Genomic DNA, 22,076 nt, shown 5'->3' with positions numbered 1-22,076 from the left:
GCCTTCCGGGGTCTACTCGCACGGGTGGCGCACAGGCCGCAGCTTCGCCTTCCAGAACGCGAACGCCGCGAGGAACACCACGACCATCAGGATCGAGACTCCGGCGGCGAGCGGCATGTTCTCGTCGCTGTCCCACGAGTTCGGGTCCTGCAGCGCGATGCCGGCGATGATCGGCCCGACGAACATCACCGGCATGACCACCCAGAACATCAGGTAGGTCCGCAGGATCTCCACCGGCCGCAGGCGTGACCGGCCGAGCAGCTGGTAGGCGGTCGTGACGCTGACGCTGGTGAATCCCCCACCGGTGGTCTCCCCGGCCAACCGCACGTGGTAGCGGCCCAGCGGCACGACCGGGAACAGCAGCATGAACCACCGGGTGGCGAAGAACCGGCCGTGCTCGTCGGGGCGGGTGTTGTGCAACAGCGTGAATCCGATGCCCTGACCTGTGCCCAGCAGCGGATCCTCGCCCGGTTCGAGCGGGCGTACGGGGTCGCGACTCACAGCGGTACGGCGTCCAATGCCTTGTAGATGCGCTTGTCGCTGACTGTATAGCGGGTCCCGATGGTCTGGGCGAAGTACGACAGGCGCAGTTCCTCGATCATCCAGCGGATCTCGTCGAGTTCGGGCGCGGGTTCGTCGGCCGGGGTCTGGGCGCGCAGTTCCCGGTACTCGGCGTGGACCTGGTGGACCTTGTCGGTCCACTCGAGGTCGCGGCGCGGGTTCTCGGGCAGTTTCTCGATGCGCCGGGCGATGCCTTTGAGGTAGCGGACGAGGTCGGGCAGCCGGTCGTAGCCGGTGTGGGTGACGAATCCCTTGTACACCAGCGAGTTGAGCTGTGCGCGGATGTCGGCGGCCGAGTCCGGCGCGCCCTTGAGGCCGGTGAGTTTCAGTTCGGCTTCGTGGGCGGCTTCGAGGACTTTGCGGACTTCCTGGACGACGACCCAGGTGGTGTCGTTCAGGGCGGCCTGGACCTTCCTGAGCTGTGCGGCGTAGGACTTGGCGTCCCAGGCGGGGTCGCCCATGAGCCGGTCGACGGCGGCCATGATGCAGTCCGACAGCAGCGCCGCGACGCCGCCGTGCGGGTTGCGGGTCAACGCGAGTTTGGCGGCGTTGTCGAGGTGGCGCTGCAGGTGTTTGACCGGGGAGTTGATGCCGAGCAGCAGGAGCCTGCGCACGCCGCGGCGGTGGGCGTGGGCCTGGCGGCCGGGGGTGTCGAGGACCTTGATCGCGACGGTGTCGCCCTGGTCGACCAGGGAGGGGTAGGCGGTGACGGTGATGCCGGACTGCCGTTGCTCGATGGTCTTGGGCAGCGCGTCGAAGTCCCAGGTGGTCAGGCCGGTGCGTTCGAGGTGGCCGGCGGCCTGCGACAGCGACTCGCGGACCTCGTCGCGCAGCTTCTCCTTGAGTGCGGCGATGTCCTTGCCTTCGGCGAGGGTGCGGTTCTGCTCGTCGACGACCTGGAAGGTGAGCTTGAGGTGGTCGGGGACGGCGTCGAACTGCCAGTCCTCGCGGTGCACGGTGACACCGGTCAACGCCCGCAGCTCGCGTTCGACGCCGTTGAGCAGGCTGGTCTCCTCGGGCTTGATGCGGGCGAGGACCGCGGTGGCGACGTCGGGGACGGGCACGAAGTTGCGGCGGATCTGCTTGGGCAGCGAGCGGATGAGCGCGACGACGAGGTCGTGGCGCAGGCCGGGGATCTGCCAGGAGAACGCGTCGTCGTCCAGGGTGGTGAGCGCGGGCAGCGGGAGCTGGACGGTGATGCCGTCGTTGCGGCTGCCCGGTTCGAAGTGGTAGCTCAGCGGCAGTGTGAGCTCGCCCTGGCGCCACTGGTCGGGGTAGGCGTCGGGGCTGACGTCGGCGCGGTCGTTGACCAGCATCTCCTTGGTGAAGGTGAGCTGGTTCTTGTCCTTCTGCTTCTTCCACCACGAGTCGAAGTGCCGCGCGGACACGACCTCGGGGGCGACGCGCTTGTCGTAGAACTCGTACAGCGTCTCCTCGTCGACGACGATGTCCCGCCGCCGCGCGCGGTTCTCCAGTTCGCCGACCTCGTCGAGCAGCGCGCGGTTGGTGTGGAAGAACCGGTGGTGCGTGGTCCACTCCCCCTGCACGAGCGCGTGGCGGATGAACAGCTCACGTGACAGCTCGGGGTCGATGCGGCCGTAGTTGACCTTGCGGCCGGCGACGATCGGCACCCCGTAGAGCGTCACCTTCTCCAACGCGACCACGCTGCCGCGTTTGGTTTCCCAGTGCGGTTCGGAGTACTGGCGTTTGACGACGTGTTCGCCGAGGCGTTCGGCCCATTCGGGTTCGATCTTGGCGACGATGCGGCCCCACAGGCGGCTGGTCTCGACGAGTTCGGCGGCCATCACCCACTGCGGTGGTTTCCTGGCGAGCGCGGAGCCGGGGAAGATCGCGAACTTGGCGTTGCGGGCGCCGAGGAACTCCGTCAGCGGCCGGCGTTTCTCGCCCGGGGCCTGCTTCTTGAGGACGTCCTGGACGCCGATGTGGCTGAGCAGCCCGGACAGCAGGGCGATGTGGATGTTGCGGGGGTCGCCGGGCTGGTCGTCCAGATGCATGCCGATCTGCTTGGCGACTTGCCGCAGCTGCAGGTAGATGTCCTGCCACTCGCGCACGCGCAGGTAGTTGAGGAACTCGCTCTTGCACAGCTTGCGGAACTGGTTGCCGCTCAGTTCCTTCTGCTTGTCCTTGAGGTAGTGCCAGAGGTTGAGGAACGTGAGGAAGTCGGATTCCTTGTCGACGAACCGCGCGTGCTGCTGGGTGGCGGCCTCCTGCTGGTCGGCCGGCCGTTCGCGGGGGTCCTGGATGGACAGTGCCGCGGCGATGATCATGACCTCTTTGAGGCAGCCGGTGGTGTCGGCTTCCAGGACCATGCGGCCCAGCCGGGGGTCGACGGGCAGGGCGGCGAGCTTGCGGCCCGTCGGCGTGAGCGTCTTCTCGGCGGCGTTGATGGCGCCGAGCTCCTGCAGCAGGCCGACGCCGTCGTTGATGTTGCGGGCGTCCGGCGGGTCGATGAACGGGAACTTCGCGACGTCGCCGAGGCCGATGTTGGTCATCTGCAGGATGACGCTGGCGAGGTTGGTGCGCAGGATCTCCGCGTCGGTGAACTCCGGGCGGGCGTCGAAGTCCTCTTCGGAGTACAGCCGGATGCAGATGCCTTCGCTGACGCGGCCACAGCGGCCCTTGCGCTGGTTGGCCGACGCCTGGCTGATGGGTTCGATCGGCAGCCGCTGGACCTTGAGGCGGTGGCTGTAGCGGGAGATGCGGGCGGTGCCGGGGTCGATGACGTACTTGATGCCTGGCACGGTGAGGCTGGTCTCGGCGACGTTGGTGGCGAGCACGACGCGGCGGCCGGTGTGGCGCTGGAAGACCCGGTGCTGCTCGCCCACGGACAGCCGTGCGTAGAGCGGGAGGATCTCGGTGTCGCGGAGGTCTTCTGCTTTGAGGGCGTCGGCGGTGTCGCGGATCTCGCGCTCGCCGGACAGGAACACCAGGACGTCGCCGGGGCCTTCGGCCTGCAGTTCGTGGACGGCGTTGACGATGCCCTGGGTCTGGTCGTCGTCCTCGTCGAGGGGCCGGTAGCGGGTCTCGACGGGATAGGTGCGGCCGGAGACCTCGATGACCGGGGCGCCCGCGAAGTGCTGGCTGAAGCGTTGCGGGTCGATCGTGGCGGAGGTGATCACGATCTTGAGGTCGGGGCGGCGCGGCAGGAGCTGTTTGAGGTAGCCGAGCAGGAAGTCGACGTTGAGGCTGCGTTCGTGGGCCTCGTCGATGATGATCGTGTCGTAGCGGCTCAGCGTCCTGTCGGTCTGGATCTCGGCGAGCAGGATGCCGTCGGTCATGAGCTTGACCAGCGTCTCGTCGCCGGACTGGTCGGTGAAGCGGACCTTGTAGCCGATGGTGTCGCCCAGCTTGGTGCCGAGCTCCTCGGCGACGCGTTCGGCGACGGTGCGGGCGGCGATGCGGCGGGGCTGGGTGTGGCCGATCTGGCCGGTGATGCCGCGGCCGAGTTCCAGGCAGATCTTGGGCAGCTGCGTCGTCTTGCCCGAGCCGGTCTCGCCGGCGACGATCACGACCTGGTTGTGCGCGATCAGCTCTTTGATGTCGTCCTTGCGCTGGCTGACCGGCAGTTCCTGCGGATAGGTGATCTTGGGGACGGACTCCCTGCGCAGCGCGACCTTGAGCGCGGCCTCGTCGATCTGGGCGGCGATCTCCTCGGTGATCTTGCGGCGCGCCATCGGGTCTTTGACCTTGCGTGCGCCGTCGAGGCGCCTGGCGAGCCGGCGTTGATCACGCGGCATGAGCTCGGGCAGGCGTTTGTGCAGTTCAGCGTGCGGGGTGTCCATTTGGCCTCAAGGATAGTCAGGCCGTGCGAATCGTTCGCGTCAATAACTGTCAGACCCCCTGGCTAGCGTGTCCGCATGGACGCAGGGGGCTTCTGGAAGCTGGTCGACCACGCTGTCGCGCAGACGGCTGACCTGGAACAACGGCAGGAGTGGCTGACCGGGCGGCTGGCGCTGCTGCCCGCGGGTGAGATCGCCGACTTCGCCGTGCGGCTCGACGAGCAGCGGCAGCGGGTGGACACGTGGGCGCACTGGCAGGCGGCGGCGCTGATCTGTTCCGGGCTGTGCGGGATGGACTCGTTCTTCTACTTCCAGGCGTGGCTGGTGGGTCAGGGCCGTGCGGTGTTGGAGTCGGTCGCCTCCTCGCCGGACGCCTTGGCCGATCTCCCCCACGTGCGGCGGCTGGCGTCGCTGGGCGGTGTGCACGAGTGGGCCGATGCGGACTGGCCGGACTGGGAGGCGCTCTACCGGGTGCCGGACGCGGCGTTCGAGGCGGTGTCGGCCGATGAGCTGGACGATCTGCTGGCCTCACGCGGTCAGGTGCGGGCGTTCGACGTGTCACCGGGCGGCGAGGACGTGAAGGTGGAGGACCCGGCCGACATCGCGCGCCGGATTCCGCGGTTGTGGGCACTGTTCGGAAAATAGCCCGTTCGGCGGATCCCGCGCATTGTCAGACCTCGCCGATAACGTGGTCGTCATGGATCTCGACGTCTTCTGGGAATTACTTGACCAGTCGGCTTCCACCAGCTCTGACCAGTATGAACGCCGCGTCTGGCTGACGTCGCGACTGGCTGCGCTGCCGCCGGGTGACATTTGCGGATTCGAGACGTTGTTGAGCGCGTCCCGTGGTCGCGTGAACACGTTCGCACACTGGCATGCGGCTTATGTGGTGTGTGATGGAATGTGTTCGGCGGAGGAGTTCTTCGGCTTCCAGTCGTGGCTGATCGGACTGGGCAGGCCGGTGCTGGCGGCGGTGGCGTCGTGCCCGGACGCGCTGGCGGAGGTGCCGGCGGTGCGGACGTTGCTGGCGGTGGGTGCGCAGTCGTGGCCGGACGCGGCGTGGCCCCGGTGGGAGGGGCTGCAGTGGGTGGCGTCCGAGGCGTTCTTCGCGGCGACCGGGCGGTCGCTGGGCACCGCGCTGGCGGCGCTGGGGCATGCGCCGGTGACGGATGCGGGGCCGTTCACGGGTCCGGTGTGGGACCTGGACTCGCCGGTGGAGGCCGCGGTGCGACTGCCGCGGTTGTGGGAGCTGTCCGGCGGGGCGGAGGCAGCGGCCTGAGCCGAGGGTTGCCTTCCAGGTTGTGGCGAGTTGTCACGGCCCGCGGCCGTACTGCCGTTCGCGTTCTCAGAGCCTGCGGTCGGACTGCCGTTCGTGTTCTCCCGACACAGAACACCTGCTCGGCGCCTGCGACCGAGCCGTTCGTGCCGCCCGTCGCCTCTCGCCGGTTCCGTCTTCGCCCGTGCCGATTCCGCGTCTCTGCCTCGCCAACTGTGTGGCGTCCCTCTTTCCGTGCCGCCTGCCGCCGGTTCGAGGTCGCCGACCATCGCCCGGATCACGCCTCCCGACCTCCCACATGACCATCCTTGACCCTCTGACCTGCGTCGATCCTGGGGCATCAAAAATTGTCAGACCCCCTCGCTAGCGTGCTCGGCATGGACCTGAACGCGTTCTGGGCCCTGATCGAGTCCTCTGGTGCGGAGGCCTCCGATCAGGACGATCGGCTGGAGCGGCTCACCGCGGCTCTGGCCGCGCTGCCTGCCGATGAGGTGGTGGAGTTCGCGGTGCGGCTCGACGAGGTGCGGCGTCGGGTCGACACGTGGGCGCATTGGCACGCGGCGGAGCTGATCTGCGGCGGGTTGTGCTCGGACGACGGGTTCTTCTACTTCCAGGCGTGGCTGGTGGGTCGGGGCCGTGCGGTGTTCGAGGCGGTCGCCTCGTCGCCGGACGCGTTGGCCGATGTCCCCCACGTGCGGTGGCTGGCGTCGCTGGGCGGGGTGCACGCGTGGCCGGACGAGGAGTGGCCGGACTGGGAGGGTCTCGACTACGTGGCGGCCGAGGCGTTCGACGGCGATCTGGAGTCGGTGCTCGCCGCGCGCGGGCTGGAGGTGCTGGTGTCTCCAGAGCCGGCGGGTGAGCAGTGGGATTTCGCCGATCCGGCGGAGGTCTCGGCGCGGATTCCGCGGTTGGGTGCGTTGTTCGGGAAGGTGGCGTGATGGTCGTGCCGGTCGAGGTGCCGATCGATGTGGTGGTGTGGCGGGCTCCTGGTCCGGCGTCCTTCCCGGAGGCGGCGGCCCGGTATGCGGAGCTGCGGTCCTCGCCGTTGGGTGCGTTCGAGCCGTCGGTGGCGGCGTTCGTGCGGGAGTTGCGGCAGACCTCACCAGATCCCGCCTCGCCGGTGTCGTGGGACGAGGCGCTGACGGTGGGGGTCGACGCGGTGATCGTGCACGTGGTGTGGCCGGGGCAACGTCAGGTGCTGGACCTGGTGGAGTTACTGGCGTCCCGGCACGGTCTGGTGTGTTACGAGCCGGCGCGCCAGGTCGCGATGTCCTGACGCAGCCGCGTTTTCGTGGCGTCGGGTGCGAAGGAGGCGTCGACGGCGTTGGTGGCGATGCGCGCGAGAGTGTCGTCGTCGAAGCCGAGCGCCTCACGCAGCAGCCGGTACTCGTCGGTGAGCGTGGTGCCGGTGGTGGCGGGGATGTCGGTGCTGAGCGTGACGGTCAGCCCGGCGTCCATGAGCAGTGGCAACGGATGAGAGGAGACGGATTCGACCAGTCCCAACGCGACGTTGGACGACGGGCACACTTCGAGCGGTAGGGCGCGGTCCCGCAGCAGCGCGACGACTTCCGGATCGTCGAGTGCGCGGAACCCGTGGCCGATCCGGTCGGCGAGCCCGACGGTCACGGCTTCGGCGACACTCGGTGCTCCGCAGCACTCTCCGGCGTGGTGCACGAGCCCGATCCCGGCTTCTCGCGCGGCACCGAACACAGCGGCGAACGGGGTGAGCGGGTAGTCCTCCGCGCCGGCCATCCCGATCGCAACGACCTGTGGGTGCATCGTCGCGAGCCGAAGTGAGGCCTCGAAGCGTTCGACCGACCTCTTGCGAGGGTGGTCCACGATCACACGGCATTCGATGCCGTGGGCGGCCTGTCCTGCGGCGAGCCCGGACAACACCGCCTCGAGCGGCATGTCCGGATCACCGAGCCGTTCCCCGTGCGCTGCCGCGGTGAACGTGACCTCGGCGTACCGGGTCCCCTGCGCTGCTTCCTCGGCGCAGAACTCGTACGCGATCCGGTGGAAGTCCTCGGCTCGCCGCAGGCAGTCCCGCACTGCCCCGTTGTGCGCGGCGAACTGCGCGAAGCCGTCGAACCGCCCGGCGGACGCGGCGGGCACCTCGACGCCGTGGTGCCCGGCGAGTTCCGCGACGGTGTCGGCGCGCACGGTGCTTTCCAGGTGCACGTGCAGGTGGGCTTTGGGCAACGCCACGAGGTCACGCATGGCCCGCGACGCTACCCAGGCCCACCTCCGGGCGCCCGGCATTTCTTCCCCGGCTTGGGCGTGGGGGAAGGTTCGCGGCCACTCGGTCAGTTGCGACCTCGCGGTCCAGGTGGCGCCCGGGCAGCCTCCCCGGCGGCCCAGGTGACACCGGAGACCGTCCCCGGCGGCCCGGCACGCGCTCGCCGCCGCGCTGCCGAAGGGATGTGCGCCCGGATTCGTCGCCTCCTGCTCGACCGAGATCGAGGCGCCGGGTGATCCGGCGCTGGGGTGGGTCCGGCACCTGCGCTCTTTTGCGACACCGCGCGGCGAGCCTGTTCGCAGCCTCTCCGCCGGTGTGTCGCAATGAGCGCTCCACCCGCCCGAGGCGTCCCTCGGGCGGGTGGATCCTGTCCGGATCCACGCCTGGCGCCGTCAGGTGGACGTCCTGATTGCATGATCAACCGCCTCCCCGCGGGGAATGCGGAGCGCGGGTGTGCGGCCGGGAGTCAGGAGAGGAACGCGATGGCGCTGTCGATCTCGAAGGCCGGCACCTCGCCGTGGCCGCCTGGGTTGGCGTGCAGGGTCTTCTGCCGGGTGGCGAAGGCGTCGAACATCGCGAGGCCGGCGTCGCGCGGTATGAGCCGGTCGTCCCACTGCAGCAGGAACCGCACGGGGACGGTGATCGTCGCGGCGGCGTGGACCAGGTCGTCGGTGGCGCCGACGAGCCCGAAGACGGCCGCGCGGATCCTGGGTTCGGCGGCGACGAGTGGGATGCCGATGGCGCTGCCCATCGACACGCCCCAGAAGCCGACGTTGCCGCTGATGTCGACGTGGCCGCTGATGTCGGCGTTGTCACCTATGTCGGTGAGCGCGTCGAGCACGGAGCGCCACTCCGGGACGGCGCGTGAGGCTTGCAGGGCGTTGTACTCGGCGACGAGCGCGGTGGCGTCCTGGCCGGCGGTGATGCGGGAGCGGATCCCGGCGGCGAACCGGTCGTCGGCGGCGCTGCGGGGCCGGGCGCCGTGGCCGGGGGCGTCGAGTGTGACGACCGCGAGTCCGGCGGCGGCGCAGCGTTGTGCGCGGGTGATCATGCCGGGGCTTGTGTGTGCTGACCGCCGCCGTGGGCGCTGAGCACGAGGCCGGTGGGTTTCCGGCGGGGGTCCAGAGCGCGCCGGGGACGTCGTCGTGGACGAAGTCGCGGTGGGTGATGCCGTCGGAGGCCGTTGTGGCCGAGGTGGAGCGCATGGTCGTTCGCCTTTCGGGATGGCTGCTGGAGCGCTCCCGTGGCGACGCGCGCTGATGGCGTCAGGCCGATGGTGTGGAGGAGCGCCCACGTGGGTTCACCGCGTTGATGGGACTCACCTCCTCAGGCAGTTCGCGTGCGGCGACCTTAGCAAGTGGTGATCACCGCTCGCGCGGGAGTTCGGCGCACGCGCAGGTCTTCCGCGCTGGGGTGGGGAATTCGGCGCGACACCGGGCGCGTGCCGCCGCTAGGTTTCCGTGCCATGCCTGATGTTGTGCAGACGCGCCATGGCGCGACGGTGTTGATGTGCGCGCCGGACGGTCCGCGGATCGGTGACGAGCAGTCCGCTGTGGACTTGATCGGCACGTTGTGGGGTCAGGACGTGCAGTGGCTGGTGCTGCCGCTGCCGCGGTTGGCCGAGGACTTCCTGGTGTTGCGCACGCGGGTGGCGGGTGCGGTGGTGCAGAAGTTCCAGCAGTACGGGTTCAAGGTCGCGGTGGTCGGGGACATCGCCGAGCAGGTGGCGGCGAGCACCGCGCTGCGCGACTTCGTCTACGAGTCGAACAAGGGCCGGCAGCTGTGGTTCGTGGCGGACGAGGCGGAGTTGGACGCACGCCTGAGCGCAGCCGCCTGATCACGACGAACGGACCTATTGCAAACAACTTGCAATAGGTAGTGTCGGCGGCATGGACATCCGCCGTTCCCTGTCGCAGCACAGCGGTCCGCGCAAGTCGCCGCTGGAGCTCGCGCGCCGTCTCACCGAGTACCTGACGCCGCAGACGCGGCCGGAGGATCCGGTGCGGGAGCTGGAGGAGCGGGTCGCGGACCTGCTGGGCAAGCCGAGCGCGTTGTTCTTCCCGTCGGGGACGATGGCGCAGCAGGCGGCGTTGCGGGTGCATGCCGAGCGGACGGGGCGGCAGGCGTTCGCGGGGCATCCGCAGACGCATCTGCACGTGTGGGAGAACCAGGGTTACAGCGCCGTGCACGGTTTGCGGTTCCATCCGGTGGGTGACCGCAACGAGCTGTTCGGCCTGGATGACCTGGTGGCGGTGCAGGAGCCGCTCGCGGCGGTGGTGTTCGAGCTGCCGCAACGGGACATCGGTGGCGTGCTGCCCGAGTTCACCAGCCTGGCTGCGCAGGTGAAGTGGGTGCGGGAGTCGGGTGCGGCCGCGCATTGCGACGGTGCGCGGCTGTGGGAGGCGCAGACCGGGTACGACGCCACGCTCGCCGAGATCGCCGCCCTGTTCGACACGGTGTACGTGTCGCTCTACAAAGGACTCGAAGGTGTGCGGGGCGCGGTGCTCGCGGGGGACGCCGAGACGATCGGGCACGCCGCGGTGTGGCGGCGCCGGTTGGGCGGGGCGATCGTGGACGCGTGGCCGCTGGCGGCGATCGCGTTGATGGGCATGGACGTGAACCTGCCGCGGAGGGCGGAGTTCAAGCAGCACGCGCAGGCCCTGGCCGAGGCGATCAACGCCGACGGGTTCGCGCACACCACACCGGACGTGCCGGCCACTCCCCTGTTCCACGTGCACCTGCCGATGTCGCGCCACGACGCCCAGCGCGCCGCGCTGAACCTGCTGGAGGAGACCGGGATCAGGCTGTTCCTGTACGCGCGGTCGAACCCGGATCCGCGGCGGTGCAGCTTCGAGGTGAGCGTGGGGATCAGCGGGCTGGAGTTCACGCCGGGCGAGGTGGTGGAGTTGATCAGAGGGCTACCATCGCGGGTGTGAGCCTGCCCGAACCCGTCCAGCACGCGCTGGTCAGGGTGTCGCACTCGGTGCTGATCGACGTCGACGCGCTCGCGAGGGTGCGGGAGCGGTTCGACGACGAGCAGGCCGCGTCGCTGTCGTCGTATCTGCGCAGTGCCCAGTCGCCGAACACGGTGCGCGCGTACCGGTCGGACTGGATCGCGTGGGCCGGGTGGTGCCAGGCCGAGGGGCGGCAGGCGTTGCCGGCCGATCCGCTGGACGTGGCGGTGTACCTGGCGGCCGCGGCGGACACGGTGAAGCCGGACGGGTCGCCGGCGTTCGGGGCGTCGACGCTGGAACGCAAGTCGGCGGCGATCTCGGCGGTGCACGCGGCGAACGGGTTGCCGAGTCCGACGCGCAGTGACGTCGTACGGCTGACGTTGCGCGGTATCCGCCGCACGCGCAAGTCGCAGCCCCGGCGCAAACGGCCCGTGCTGCTCGACACGCTGGAAGCGCTGCTGGCCGAACGGCCACAAGACGGTCCGGCACGCTCGAGGGACGCGCTGTTGTTGCTGGTCGGGTTCGCCGGGGCACTCCGGCGCAGCGAGCTGGCGGCGATCGAGTTCCAGGACGTCACGGTGGACGTGGACCCGCGCACGCACGAGCCGTTGCTGCTGATCCGGCTGGGCACGACGAAGACCGATCAGACGGGCAAGCACCAGCAATCGGTGGTGCTGCCGCGCGGCAGCAGGCGGCCGACGTGCCCGGTGTGCGCGTTCGCGGACTGGGCGGACGTGCTCGACGGCAGGCAGCTCACCGAGAACGGGCTGCACCGCTGCCACGGCTATCAGGCCACGCGGCGCGAGGGCGCGCTGTTCCCGGTGGTGAACCGGCACGGCGGCATCGGGCACAAGGCGATGTCGGGGCGCGCGGTGGCCGAGTTGGTGAAGCGGTACGCGGTGCGGGCGGGGCTGGATCCGGCGTTGTTCGGCGGGCATTCGCTGCGCGCGGGGTTCGCGACGCAGGCGGCGCTGGGCGGCGCGAGCGACCGGGAGATCATGCGGCAGGGCCGGTGGACGAACCCGCGCACGGTGCACCGCTACATCCGGACCGCGAACCCCCTGGAGGACAACGCGGTCACCCGCCTGGGCCTGTGAGTTGTGACCCAGGTCTCAGACCGCGAGGTTAACTCTAAACAAGATCCCCGCCAGTAGGACTGCACCAACCAGCGCAGCACGTTAGACCGTCGGCACCATCACACCGGAACGTTTCCGTTCTGTTTCCAGGCCGCTTGAGCTGCCCTTATGTCCCGCCATGCGGACAAATCCCGGCTGTCTGACCAGCGCATCGACTCAATTCATGAAGCAATCTCGCACTCTGGAACCGGCTGGCCCCATGCACTGAGAGCAATACGATCACCACACCCGGTCATCCACGATGATCAGGTTGTTCCACGGTGATCGACCCGGCTTCCCTGTAACGCCGGAGCGATCACTCCCTGCGGCGGAACAAGGAGCGTTCATGAAGCGCACAACCCCAGGCGGCACCTCGTCACCCGAGTACGCGGCGGTCAACCGGGCCTGGGCCGCGGTGAACGCCAACTAGGACTCCCTCCCCGCAAGAACGCCGAGGTCCGGACCGACCCCCTGCACGGTCCGGACCTCGGCACGTCTCTCGCAGCACACCAACGGACGACCAGTCCAATGAAGACCGAGACCGGTCAGGGCTCCAGATCGGTCGCCGCCAGGAACGACCCGTCCATGTAGAACGGCACCGAGTCGTGCTCGTGCGTCACCAGCCACCGCCCGTCACGGCGCTGCAACCCCACGGTCGTGCGCATCCACATCGAGAACCCCTCGGGATAGCCGACCGGCACCGCCGCCAGCCGCGCCAGCCCGTGCACGAACGCCACATCACCGGACACGACCACCACCAGGTCCCGATGCTCCAGCGTGATCGGCCCGCTGAACCCGGCCATCCACCCCGCCAACGCCTCCGGGTCACGCGCGTCCACACCCGTGTTGCGCAACGGCGGCGCCAACGAGCACGTCACCGCGTCCTCGGCGTACCGCGCGACGATCCGCGCCGGATCACGCAGACGCATGCCCTCCACCTGCTCCGCGAACAACGCGCGGATCGCGACCTCGTCCTGCACCAGTGTCTGAGTCATCTCGCAACCTCCATCAACTCGGCTGACACACCGATGTCGAGACACGACCCACGGTCTCGACATGGCGGTGAGAAGATTTTTGGCAGCCACGAGCGGAGGCCCCGAAGTGAAGTACCTGATCCTCATCTACAGCAACCCGAAGTCACGGGCCGCATGGGACAAGCTCACCGAAGAACAGCAGATGCAGTTCGGCAAGGCGCACTACGACCTGACCGACAAGCTGCGCGCGTCCGGCGAACTCGTCGTCAGCGAGGGCCTGCCCGGACCGGAGACCGGCAAGGGCGTGAGCATCCGCGACGGCGAGGTCGTCGTCACCGACGGGCCGTTCGCCGAGGCCAAGGAGTACCTCGCCGGGTTCTACCTGGTCGAGGCCGACACGATCGACCAGGTCATCGCCCACGCCGCCACGCTGCCCGACGCCCACAACGACGGCATCGAGATCCGGCCGGTCTGGGACTCCACGATGCTGGACGACATGTGAACCGTGAGGTGGAGGGCCTGCTGCGGGAACTGGCGCCGCAGGTCCTCGGCGTGCTCGTGCGCCGGCACGGACAGTTCGACGTCTGCGAGGACGCCGTCCAGGAAGCCCTGCTCGCCGCCGCCCAGCAGTGGCCCGCCGACGGAGTGCCCGACAACCCCAAGGGCTGGCTGATCACCGCCGCGAGCCGCAGGTGGATCGAGCAGTACCGGTCCGACACCGCACGCCGTCAGCGCGAGGACAAGGTCGTCGCGCTGACCCCTCCCCCACCCGACCCCGTGCCGGCGCGGGACGACACGCTCACGATCCTCGCCCTGTGCTGCCACGAGAGCCTCACCACCGCCTCCCAGATCGCCCTCACCCTCCGGGCGGTCGGCGGCCTGACGACAGCGGAGATCGCCAGGGCGTTCCTGGTACCGGAAACGACGGTGGCACAACGCATCAGCCGCGCCAAGCAGAAGATCAAGCAGTCCGGCGCGAAGTTCCGCCCACCCCAGGACCTGACGGCCGTCCTGCACGTGCTGTACCTGATCTTCACCGAGGGCTCGACCGCGAGCTCCGGCGACGACCTGGTCCGCGTCGACCTCACCGCCGAAGCCCTCCGCCTGACCCGCCAGCTGCACAAACGCAGACCCGACGACGGCGAACTGACCGGCCTGCTCGCGTTGATGCTGCTCACCGACGCACGCAGACCCGCCCGCACCGACCCCCACGGCGCCCTCGTCCCCCTCGCGGAGCAGGACCGCCAGAAGTGGGACACCAAGGCCATCGCCGAAGGCACCGAACTCATCAGGAAAGCACTGCGGACCGCACAGATCGGCCCCTACCAGCTGCAAGCGGCCATCGCGGCCGTCCACGCCGAGGCACCCACCGCCGACGACACCGACTGGCACGAGATCCTCGGCCTCTACGACCTGCTCACCGTCACCGCACCCGGCCCCATGGTGTCACTCAACCGCATCGTCGCCGTCGCCATGGTCCACGGCCCCGACCGGGCACTCGACGAGCTGTCCACACTGGACCTCGACCACTACCGCGTGCACGCCGTCAAAGCACATCTCCTCGACCTGCGAGGAGAACACGACCAAGCCCGCCAGGAATACGAGAAAGCCGCGACACTGACGCTCAGCGCCCCCGAACAGCGCTACCTCAGGTCCCGGTCGCGCCACCCACGGTAGCGTCCGACGACGGCTCCTCCTGCGGCGGCGCCACCGGCACCACACCCAAGAGATCGCCACCGTTGTCGTTGACCCGCAACACGAACGGCCGCGTCTGCGTGTACTGCACCACCGAGATCGAACACGGATCCACCACGATCCGCTGGAACCCGTCCAGATGCACACCCAACGCGTCCGCCAGAACAGCCTTGATCACGTCACCATGCGAGCACAACACCCACACCGCACCCGGACCGTGCTCCTCCGTGATCCGCGCGTCATGCGCCCGCACCGCCGCCACCGCACGAGCCTGCACATGCGCCAGACCCTCACCCTCGGGAAACACCGCCGCCGACGGATGCTGCTGCACCACCGCCCACAACGGCTCCTCGAACAGGTCCTTCAACGCCTTGCCGGTCCACGCCCCATAGTCCACTTCGGACAAATCCGGCTCCGCGACCGCCTCCAGCGACCGATCCGCCAGCAACGGCGCCAACGTCTCCTCACACCGCTGCAGAGGAGACGACACCACCGCACTCACCGGAACGTCCTTCAACCGGCCCACCAGCGCCACGGCCTGCGCCCGCCCGCGCTCGTCCAAACCCACACCCAACGATCTCCCGGCGAGCACACCGGAACCGTTGGCAGTCGAACGCGCATGTCGAAGCAGGATCACAGTGGCCACGCCACCCACCTTAGATCGGCTGCAGCAACCCCATCGACAGCAGCCCCATCAGCACCAAGCCCAGCATCAACCGGTACCACACGAACGCCGAATACGAATGCTTCGACACATACTTCAACAACCACGCGATCGTCGCGTACCCCACCACGAACGAGATCAACGTCGCCACGATCATCTGCGGAACCGACGCCTGCACACCCGAACCCGAACGCTCCAGCACATCCGGAATGGAGAACAACCCCGCCCCGAACACCGCCGGAATCGCCAGCAGGAACGAGTACCGCGCCGCCGCCTCCCGCGTCAGCCCCAGGAACAACCCCGCCGTCAACGTGCCACCCGAACGCGACACACCCGGAATCAGCGCCAGCGCCTGCGCCAGCCCCATCCCGATCGCGTCCTTCATCCGCAGCTCATCACGCTGCTGCTTCGCCAGGTGGTCCGCCAACCCCAGCAGCAGACCGAACACCACCAGCATCGTCGCCGTGATCCACAGGTTCCGCGCCGACGTCCGGATCTCGTCCTTCAACAGATAACCCAGAATCGAGATCGGCACGGAACCGATGATCACGTACCAGGCGAGCCGGTAGTCCCTCTCCTTGCGCGCCTCAGCGTTGAACAAGCCACGGAACCAGGCGCTGATGAAGCGCCCGATGTCCTTGGCGAAGTAGATCAGCACCGCCACCTCGGTACCCAACTGGATCACCGCGGTGAACGACGCGCCCGCGTCGTTGCCGAAGAACAGCGTCGACGTGATGCGCAGGTGCGCACTGCTGGAAATCGGCAGGAATTCCGTCAGTCCTTGGACCAGTCCGAGGACCAGAGCCTGCAACCAGCTCAACTACCCACTCCTGCCAGATCCAGAGCCTCGGCCGCGGTGCGAAGGCCCGCGATCCCCTGCTCCAGATCTTGCAGCATCGGCGAAACGGACAGCGTGGTGACCCCCGCCGCGGCAAGGGCCTTCATCTTGTCTGCTATGCGCTCCTTCGGCCCCAGCAACGACGTCGCGTCCAGGAACTCCAGCGGAATCGCCGCCATCGCACCGGCGTAGTCACGCGCCAGGTACTTCTCCTGGATCTCCTCCGCCTGAGCCGGGAAACCCATCCGCACCATCAGGTTGTTGTAGAAGTTCTGCTTGCGGCTGCCCATGCCACCGACATACAACGCCGTGTACGCACGAACCGGATCCGCACACGCCTTCCAGTCCTCACCGACGACCAACGGCACCGTCGGCACGACGTCGAAGCCGTCCATCGTCAGCCCGGCCTTCTCCCGACCGGCCTTCACGCTCGCCAGCGACTCCACCGAGAACTCCGGCGAGAAGAAGATCGCCAGCCACCCATCGGCGATCTCACCCGTGAGCTCCAGGTTCTTCGGACCGACCGCGGCCAGGTAGATCGGGATCTGCTCACGAACCGGATGCACGGTCAGCTGCAACGCCTTACCCGGACCATCCGGCAACGGCAACGTGTAGTGCTCACCCTCATAACGCAGCTTCTCGCGCGTCAGCGCCTTCTTCACGATCTCCACGTACTCACGCGTGCGCGCCAACGGCTTGTCGAACCGCACACCGTGCCAGCCCTCCGACACCTGCGGACCCGACACACCCAGCCCCATCCGGAACCGGCCACCCGACAGGGTGTCCAAAGTCGCCCCGGTCATCGCCGCCATCGCCGGCGTCCGCGCCGGAATCTGGAAGATCGCGCTACCGACGTCGATGCGTTCGGTCTGCGCGGCCACCCACGCGAGCACCGTCGGCGCGTCGGAACCGTAGGCCTCCGCGGCCCACACCACCGAAAAGCCGAGCCGGTCGGCCTCTTTGGCCAGCTCAAGGTTCGCGGCGTCGTTGCCGGCGCCCCAGTATCCGAGGTTCAGTCCGAGCTTCACGAGCCGTGACCCTACCGGTCAGTAATACCGATTGCCAGGCTCAACCGATGATCACCCCTTAGCATCGCGCACGTGGAACAGCGATACCTCGGCCGCAGCGGTCTCCGCGTCTCCAGGACGGCACTGGGCACGATGACGTGGGGCCGCGACACCGACGCTGACGAAGCCGCCACCCAGCTCATGGCCTTCGCCGACGCCGGCGGCACCCTCATCGACACCGCCGACGTCTACACCGACGGCGAAGCCGAACGCATCCTCGGCGGCCTCCTGGGCGAAGTCGTCCCCCGCGACGAACTCGTCCTCGCCACCAAAGCCGTCGCCCGCCGCACCGAAGGCCCCTTCGGCGGAGGCGCCTCCCGCGGCGCCCTGCTCTCCGCACTGGACGGCTCCCTGCGCCGCATCGGCGTCGACCACATCGACCTCTGGCAACTCCACGCCTGGGACGTCAACGTCCCGATCGAGGAAACGCTCTCCGCCGTCGACCACGCCATCTCCTCCGGCAAGGTCCGCTACGCCGGAGTCTCCAACTACAGCGGCTGGCAGCTCACCACCGCCGTCATGACCCCCTCCACGTTCCCGCTCATCTCCACCCAGGTCGAGTACTCCCTGCTCGAACGCGGCATCGAACGCGAGGTCGCACCCGCGGCCCTGCACCACGGCCTCGGACTACTGCCCTGGGCGCCACTGGGACGCGGAGTGCTCACCGGCAAGTACCGCAACGGCACCCCACCGGACTCCCGCGGCGCCTCCGCCCACTTCGCCGGCTACGTCGAACAGCACCGCAACGACCGGGCCGCCCGGATCGTGCAGGCCGTCGCCACCGCGGCGGAAGGCCTCGGCACCTCGCCGTTGTGCGTGGCCCTGGCCTGGGTGCGCGACCGCTCCGGCGTCGTCGCCCCCGTCGTCGGCGCGCGCGACACCAACCAGCTCATCGCCTCGCTGGAAGCCGAACAGCTGACCCTGCCCCCGGCCATCCGCGCGGCCCTGGACGACGTCAGCGCCATCGAGCTGGGCTACCCCGAACGTCCCATGCCCTGACGCCCGTTCTTCTGAGCTGTTCTGTGGTGGTGACTTGACCGCTGTTGGTGACTGTCGGGCTTATTGATTTTGGTCTACACTGAAACAATAGAGTTAAATGACCGGGGCGCCCGGGCGAGTTTCACCCCACCCCTTGCGTGACCTTCCGCTGAACGTCAGGGATGCTGGAGACCACGACGTTCCACAGGAGGACCCGATCTTGCGCCGGCTCGCTGCACTGATCCTGACCACCGCCATGCTGACCGCGTGCGGCCAGAGCGAGGGGTCACAAGATCCGCTGCAGGTCGCGGAGGTCCTGGAAGCGGCCACACCGGCCCACTCCCCCGCCCAGACCGGCACCGTCCCCGGCGAGGTCACGCCCGGCGGCCGGCAGTTCACCGCGGGCGAGACCACCCTGAAGTTCCAGGTCAACGGCCGCAACGTCGAGCTGGACCGGCTGCGCAGCGCCGTCTTCGAGATGACCACCGACGACAAGGGCGCCGAAACGCGCGGCCCCGGCCTGCGCGCGGGCGACGGCGCCACCAACGCCGTCGGCGACCGCTACGGCCGCCTGCTCGTCGTCGACACCCGCGGCGGCGAGTTCATCGCGTTCTCGATCAACCCGCTGATCATGCGCCAGCGCTACCCCATGCCCGGCACCCCCTACGGCATCGCCTACGACGCCAAGCGCGACATCGCGTGGATCACGCTCACCGAGCGCAACGAGGTCGTCGGACTCGACGTCGCCGGTGGCGAACCGACCGAGAAGCACCGGTTCCCCACCGTGCGTCAACCCAACACCGTCAGCGTCGACCAGGAATCCGGACGCGTCACGGTCACGTCCGGCGACAACGGAGGGATACAGGTGATCTCACCATGAGCGAAGGGGTGATCGACGGAGACTGGGAGTACCGGCCGCTGCGTCTGCCGCCCGGCATCTCCCGCCGCACCGCGACCACGCAGCTGGCCATCCACGCCGAGTTCGCGGGCTGGGAACTCTCCCGCACACTGCTCTACGGCGACGGCTCCCGCAAGGTCTGGCTCCGCCGCAAGCGCCAGCCCTCCCTGTTGCCAGGCCTCATCACCTGACGACGACACCGGAGCCGAACGCGAACGGGCTCGCCTCGCACTCCGCGATGAAGTCCGCCGGAAAGCCCCGCTGATGAGGGGCCGCCGCCTCCAGGCGCGCGACCGCTTCCGGCGGCAGCACCACCTCGCCCAGACAGTCGACCACCTGCTCCGGCGTCCGCGCCCCCACCAGCGGCAACGCACCGGACGCGCGCACCCACGCCAACGCCACCTGAGCAGGCGTCGCGCCCAGCTCCTCCCCCACCGCCCGCACGGCCGACGCCACGCGCGCCTCCCGTTCGGTCAGCCGACCGGCCCGTTGCGTGCCACCGGAGAGCTTCCCCGCGGCCAACGGCCCCCACGCCGCCACGGTCAGCCCCATCGCCGAAGCCATCGGCAGCAACTCACGTTCCACGTCCCGCCGCAGCAGGTTGTACGGCACCTGCAACCCGGAGAACGCCGTCCAGTCCCGCCACTCGGCCAGGGTGTTCGCCCGCGCCACGAACCACGCCGGCGCGTCCGACACCCCGACGTAGAGCACCTTCCCCGCCCGCACCACGTCGTCCAGCGCCCGCATCGTCTCCTCGGCCGGCGTGTGCCGGTCCCACAGGTGCACCCCACAGCACGTCCACGTAGTCCGTCCGCAACCGCCGCAACGACCGCTCCAGCGACAGCACCAGGTTCTTGCGGTGGTTCCCACCCGCGTTCGGATCCCGCTCGTCCCGCGACAACGTGTACTTCGTCGCCACCACGAACCGGTCCCGCCGCCCCAGCACGGCCCCGAGGACCTCCTCGCTCTCCCCGTACGCCGACGCCGTGTCCAGGAAGTTCCCGCCCGCGTCGGCGTAGGTGTCGACCACCCGCCGCGCCACGTCCTCCGAACGCAACGTCATGGTGCCCAGCAACAACTCGGAGACGCGCAGGCCGGTCCGGCCGAACAGTCGGTATCGCATGATCCATAGCATCGCCGCGCGAAACCGGCCGAGGGAGTCCCGCTCAGGGCCCCTCTACACTCGCTGATCATGGCCGACAACGCACTGGGCCGCTTCCTGCGCGCCCGCCGCGAAGCCAGCACTCCCCCACCGAGCACCCAGCGCCGCCGCACCCCCGGCCTGCGCCGCGGCGAGCTCGCCGACCGCGCCGGCATCAGCGTCGAGTACCTCACCCGCCTCGAACGCGGCACCGACCGCTCCCCCTCCGGCCAGGTCCTCGCCTCCCTCGCCGACGCGCTCGGCCTGACCGCGGACGAACGCGTCCACCTGTACCGGCTGATCAAGGCCGGCAGCACCTGCTCCCCTCCCCTGCCACCACCGCTGCGACCGACGGTCCGGGCGGTCCTCGACGCCCTCGAACCCGCCGCGGCGTGCGTGTTCAACCCGTCCGGCGACGTCCTCGCGTGCACCGAGACGTTCCGCACGATCTCAGGTCTCGGCGACGAGCCGAACCTGATCCGCTTCGCCTTCAGCCCCGAGGCCAAGGCCTGCTACCCCGACTGGGACGCGATCGCGGACGCCCGCGCCGCCGCACTCCGGGCAGCGGCCGACCTGGGCGACCACGCCGCGGCCGCGCTCGCGTTCGAGCTCTCCATCACCGCCGGTGCCGCCTTCACCGACCGCTACGACGCCGCCGCGACGCTGCCTCCCACCACTGGCATCGAACGCTGGGGTGCTCATGTGCTGGTGTTCGAGACGCTGCACCTGCCTGGTGAAGGCGAACACCGGATTATGGTTCTTCTTAGTCAACACTGAAGCTATAGAGAATTCTAAGTGAAGCAGCGGCCACGCCTCACCGATCAGAAATCGGCCGCCACGTCGTCAGTTCTGGTAGCCCTCTCGTACCGGTGGAAGGATTGACGACCATGACCGAGGTCCACTCGGACGACACGACGCGGTTCGCGCTCCTGACCGAGCGCCACCGGCGTGAGCTGCAGGTGCACTGCTACCGGATGCTCGCGAACTACGAGGACGCCCAGGACATGACGCAGGAGACGTTCCTGCGAGCGTGGAACAAGCGGGAGTCGTTCAAGGGCCACGCGTCCCTGCGGATCTGGCTGTACCGGATCGCGACGAACGCCTGCCTCGACTTCCTGGAGAAGCGCGACCACCGCACACCCGTGCCGTCCGAGCTGCCGGACCCCGGCTCCGAGGTGCCGTACCTGCAGCCGTACCCCGACCGGATGCTCCCCGAGGACCCGCAGGAATCGGTGGTGGCGCGGGAAACGATCGAGCTGGCGTTCATCGTCGCCGTCCAGCACCTGCCGCCGCGGCAGCGGGCGGTGCTCATCCTGCGCGACGTCCTCGGCTGGCCGGCGGCGAAGGCCGCCGACGCCCTCGAGCTGACCGTCGCCTCGGTGACCAGCGCACTGCAGCGGGCCCGTGTGACGATGCGGGAGCAGCTGCCCGACCGCCGCCTCGACTGGCGGAGCCCTGCCACCCACGAGCTGTCGAACGACGAGCGCGGCGTGGTCAAGTCATACATCGACGCCCACGAGCGCAACGACCTCGACGGGCTGATGTCCCTGCTGCGGGACGACCTGCGCTTCGCGATGCTGCCCGATCCGGGCACCGTGATCAGGACGGCCAGGGACGCGGTGGACGGCTGGATCTCCGGTGGGCTCTTCCAGCGCGGCCACGACGACTGGCGCGGCGTCACCACGACGGTCAACCGCATGCCTGCCGCCGTGCTGTACCTCCGCACCCCCGACGACCCGGAGTACCGGCTGTTCGCCATCGCGGTCCTGCACATCGTCGACGGGGAGATCGCCGAGCTCACCGGCTTCGACGCCACCGGCAAACCATGGCTGGACCTGCCCCCGGTACTGTGATCAGACAGGTCCTCGGAACCCCG

24 protein-coding genes and 1 pseudogene are annotated in these 22,076 nt (G+C 69.0%); 15 read left to right on the top strand and 10 right to left on the bottom strand.

The window, feature by feature from the left end; translation table 11 throughout:
- Positions 1–12 precede the first annotated feature (12 nt).
- Positions 13–501 carry a hypothetical protein gene (locus tag ACRSBM_RS17430; protein WP_434444479.1) on the bottom strand — a complete coding sequence of 163 codons (489 nt, stop codon included), beginning with the start codon at positions 499–501 and terminating at the stop codon, positions 13–15.
- On the bottom strand, positions 498–4,364 hold the full coding sequence (hrpA, locus tag ACRSBM_RS17425) for an ATP-dependent RNA helicase HrpA (RefSeq protein ID WP_434444478.1): 3,867 nt from the start codon (positions 4,362–4,364) through the stop codon (positions 498–500). The genes ACRSBM_RS17430 and hrpA overlap by 4 nt, the downstream gene beginning before the upstream one ends.
- Positions 4,365–4,439: 75 nt before the next feature.
- Here hrpA and ACRSBM_RS17420 point away from each other — a divergent pair, with 75 nt between their 5' ends.
- From ACRSBM_RS17420 to ACRSBM_RS17405, 4 genes are all read left to right on the top strand, one after another.
- A complete protein-coding gene (locus ACRSBM_RS17420) occupies positions 4,440–5,006 on the top strand; it encodes a DUF4240 domain-containing protein (RefSeq protein WP_434444477.1) in 567 nt (188 codons plus the stop codon).
- Positions 5,007–5,058: 52 nt separating this feature from the next.
- Positions 5,059–5,640 (top strand): DUF4240 domain-containing protein, encoded by a 582-nt coding sequence (locus ACRSBM_RS17415; protein ID WP_434444476.1) that lies wholly within the window; start codon positions 5,059–5,061, stop codon positions 5,638–5,640.
- A gap of 374 nt (positions 5,641–6,014) precedes the next feature.
- Positions 6,015–6,575: a DUF4240 domain-containing protein gene (locus ACRSBM_RS17410; RefSeq protein WP_434444475.1), complete on the top strand. Its 561-nt coding sequence runs from the start codon at positions 6,015–6,017 to the stop codon at positions 6,573–6,575.
- Positions 6,575–6,913, top strand: a complete 339-nt coding sequence (locus ACRSBM_RS17405) for a hypothetical protein (RefSeq protein WP_434444473.1) — start codon at positions 6,575–6,577, stop codon at positions 6,911–6,913. The genes ACRSBM_RS17410 and ACRSBM_RS17405 overlap by 1 nt, the downstream gene beginning before the upstream one ends.
- Here the strand turns inward: ACRSBM_RS17405 and add are convergent.
- Together add and ACRSBM_RS17395 are read right to left on the bottom strand one after the other, a co-directional pair.
- Entirely contained in the window at positions 6,880–7,857 is a 978-nt protein-coding gene (add, locus tag ACRSBM_RS17400; RefSeq protein ID WP_434444471.1) for an adenosine deaminase, read from the bottom strand. The genes ACRSBM_RS17405 and add overlap by 34 nt on opposite strands.
- A 485-nt stretch (positions 7,858–8,342) precedes the next feature.
- On the bottom strand, positions 8,343–8,927 hold the full coding sequence (locus ACRSBM_RS17395; RefSeq protein WP_434444470.1) for an alpha/beta hydrolase: 585 nt from the start codon (positions 8,925–8,927) through the stop codon (positions 8,343–8,345).
- 8 nt (positions 8,928–8,935) lie between these two features.
- Between ACRSBM_RS17395 and ACRSBM_RS17390 the strand changes: the two genes are divergently transcribed.
- The 4 genes from ACRSBM_RS17390 to ACRSBM_RS17375 all read left to right on the top strand — a co-directional run bounded on the left by ACRSBM_RS17390 (position 8,936) and on the right by ACRSBM_RS17375 (position 11,927).
- The gene (locus ACRSBM_RS17390; protein WP_434444468.1) at positions 8,936–9,136 is read left to right on the top strand and encodes a hypothetical protein; all 201 of its coding nucleotides are present in this window, start codon (positions 8,936–8,938) and stop codon (positions 9,134–9,136) included.
- Between the two features lie 205 nt (positions 9,137–9,341).
- Complete coding sequence (locus tag ACRSBM_RS17385; protein WP_434444466.1) at positions 9,342–9,713, top strand: DUF4180 domain-containing protein; 372 nt, start codon at positions 9,342–9,344, stop codon at positions 9,711–9,713.
- Positions 9,714–9,765: 52 nt separating this feature from the next.
- Entirely contained in the window at positions 9,766–10,812 is a 1,047-nt protein-coding gene (locus ACRSBM_RS17380) for a threonine aldolase family protein (protein ID WP_434444465.1), read from the top strand.
- Complete coding sequence (locus tag ACRSBM_RS17375; protein WP_434444463.1) at positions 10,809–11,927, top strand: site-specific integrase; 1,119 nt, start codon at positions 10,809–10,811, stop codon at positions 11,925–11,927. Before ACRSBM_RS17380 ends, ACRSBM_RS17375 begins: the two co-directional genes overlap by 4 nt.
- 563 nt (positions 11,928–12,490) lie before the next feature.
- On the opposite strand, the gene ACRSBM_RS17370 is transcribed toward ACRSBM_RS17375, so the two are convergent.
- Positions 12,491–12,940 (bottom strand): YybH family protein, encoded by a 450-nt coding sequence (locus ACRSBM_RS17370; protein WP_434444461.1) that lies wholly within the window; start codon positions 12,938–12,940, stop codon positions 12,491–12,493.
- A gap of 106 nt (positions 12,941–13,046) precedes the next feature.
- Here ACRSBM_RS17370 and ACRSBM_RS17365 point away from each other — a divergent pair, with 106 nt between their 5' ends.
- Both ACRSBM_RS17365 and ACRSBM_RS17360 read left to right on the top strand, forming a co-directional pair.
- Positions 13,047–13,421 carry a YciI family protein gene (locus tag ACRSBM_RS17365; RefSeq protein WP_434444460.1) on the top strand — a complete coding sequence of 125 codons (375 nt, stop codon included), beginning with the start codon at positions 13,047–13,049 and terminating at the stop codon, positions 13,419–13,421.
- The gene (locus ACRSBM_RS17360; RefSeq protein ID WP_434444458.1) at positions 13,418–14,596 is read left to right on the top strand and encodes an RNA polymerase sigma factor; all 1,179 of its coding nucleotides are present in this window, start codon (positions 13,418–13,420) and stop codon (positions 14,594–14,596) included. Before ACRSBM_RS17365 ends, ACRSBM_RS17360 begins: the two co-directional genes overlap by 4 nt.
- On the opposite strand, the gene ACRSBM_RS17355 is transcribed toward ACRSBM_RS17360, so the two are convergent.
- The 3 genes from ACRSBM_RS17355 to ACRSBM_RS17345 are packed head-to-tail and all read right to left on the bottom strand — an operon-like array spanning position 14,568 to position 17,144.
- The gene (locus tag ACRSBM_RS17355; RefSeq protein WP_434444457.1) at positions 14,568–15,260 is read right to left on the bottom strand and encodes a histidine phosphatase family protein; all 693 of its coding nucleotides are present in this window, start codon (positions 15,258–15,260) and stop codon (positions 14,568–14,570) included. The genes ACRSBM_RS17360 and ACRSBM_RS17355 overlap by 29 nt on opposite strands.
- Before the next feature lie 10 nt (positions 15,261–15,270).
- The gene (locus tag ACRSBM_RS17350; RefSeq protein ID WP_434444456.1) at positions 15,271–16,098 is read right to left on the bottom strand and encodes an undecaprenyl-diphosphate phosphatase; all 828 of its coding nucleotides are present in this window, start codon (positions 16,096–16,098) and stop codon (positions 15,271–15,273) included.
- Positions 16,095–17,144, bottom strand: a complete 1,050-nt coding sequence (locus ACRSBM_RS17345; RefSeq protein ID WP_434444455.1) for an LLM class F420-dependent oxidoreductase — start codon at positions 17,142–17,144, stop codon at positions 16,095–16,097. Before ACRSBM_RS17345 ends, ACRSBM_RS17350 begins: the two co-directional genes overlap by 4 nt.
- 72 nt (positions 17,145–17,216) lie before the next feature.
- Here ACRSBM_RS17345 and ACRSBM_RS17340 point away from each other — a divergent pair, with 72 nt between their 5' ends.
- From ACRSBM_RS17340 to ACRSBM_RS17330, 3 genes are all read left to right on the top strand, one after another.
- Entirely contained in the window at positions 17,217–18,182 is a 966-nt protein-coding gene (locus ACRSBM_RS17340) for an aldo/keto reductase (protein ID WP_434444453.1), read from the top strand.
- Between the two features lie 199 nt (positions 18,183–18,381).
- Positions 18,382–19,041: a YncE family protein gene (locus ACRSBM_RS17335; protein WP_434444451.1), complete on the top strand. Its 660-nt coding sequence runs from the start codon at positions 18,382–18,384 to the stop codon at positions 19,039–19,041.
- Positions 19,038–19,250, top strand: a complete 213-nt coding sequence (locus ACRSBM_RS17330; protein WP_434444449.1) for a DUF5703 family protein — start codon at positions 19,038–19,040, stop codon at positions 19,248–19,250. Before ACRSBM_RS17335 ends, ACRSBM_RS17330 begins: the two co-directional genes overlap by 4 nt.
- Here ACRSBM_RS17330 and ACRSBM_RS17325 read toward each other — a convergent pair.
- Positions 19,243–19,806 (bottom strand): aldo/keto reductase, encoded by a 564-nt coding sequence (locus ACRSBM_RS17325; protein WP_434444447.1) that lies wholly within the window; start codon positions 19,804–19,806, stop codon positions 19,243–19,245. The two genes, ACRSBM_RS17330 and ACRSBM_RS17325, sit on opposite strands and share 8 nt — an antisense overlap.
- A 103-nt stretch (positions 19,807–19,909) precedes the next feature.
- Positions 19,910–20,122 (bottom strand): annotated as a pseudogene (locus ACRSBM_RS17320) (aldo/keto reductase); the annotation flags it as partial.
- 129 nt (positions 20,123–20,251) lie between these two features.
- On the opposite strand from ACRSBM_RS17320, the gene ACRSBM_RS17315 reads away from it, so the two are divergent.
- Together ACRSBM_RS17315 and ACRSBM_RS17310 are read left to right on the top strand one after the other, a co-directional pair.
- Positions 20,252–20,977, top strand: a complete 726-nt coding sequence (locus ACRSBM_RS17315) for a helix-turn-helix domain-containing protein (protein ID WP_434444446.1) — start codon at positions 20,252–20,254, stop codon at positions 20,975–20,977.
- A 110-nt stretch (positions 20,978–21,087) separates the two neighbouring features.
- Positions 21,088–22,053, top strand: coding sequence for an RNA polymerase subunit sigma-70 (locus ACRSBM_RS17310; protein WP_434444444.1), 966 nt, complete (start codon positions 21,088–21,090; stop codon positions 22,051–22,053).
- Positions 22,054–22,076: the final 23 nt, after the last annotated feature.

It is taken from the genome of Lentzea xerophila (genome assembly GCF_051094245.1).
GTDB lineage: Bacteria > Actinomycetota > Actinomycetes > Mycobacteriales > Pseudonocardiaceae > Lentzea > Lentzea xerophila.
This window is presented reverse-complemented; position numbering and strand designations above follow the sequence as displayed.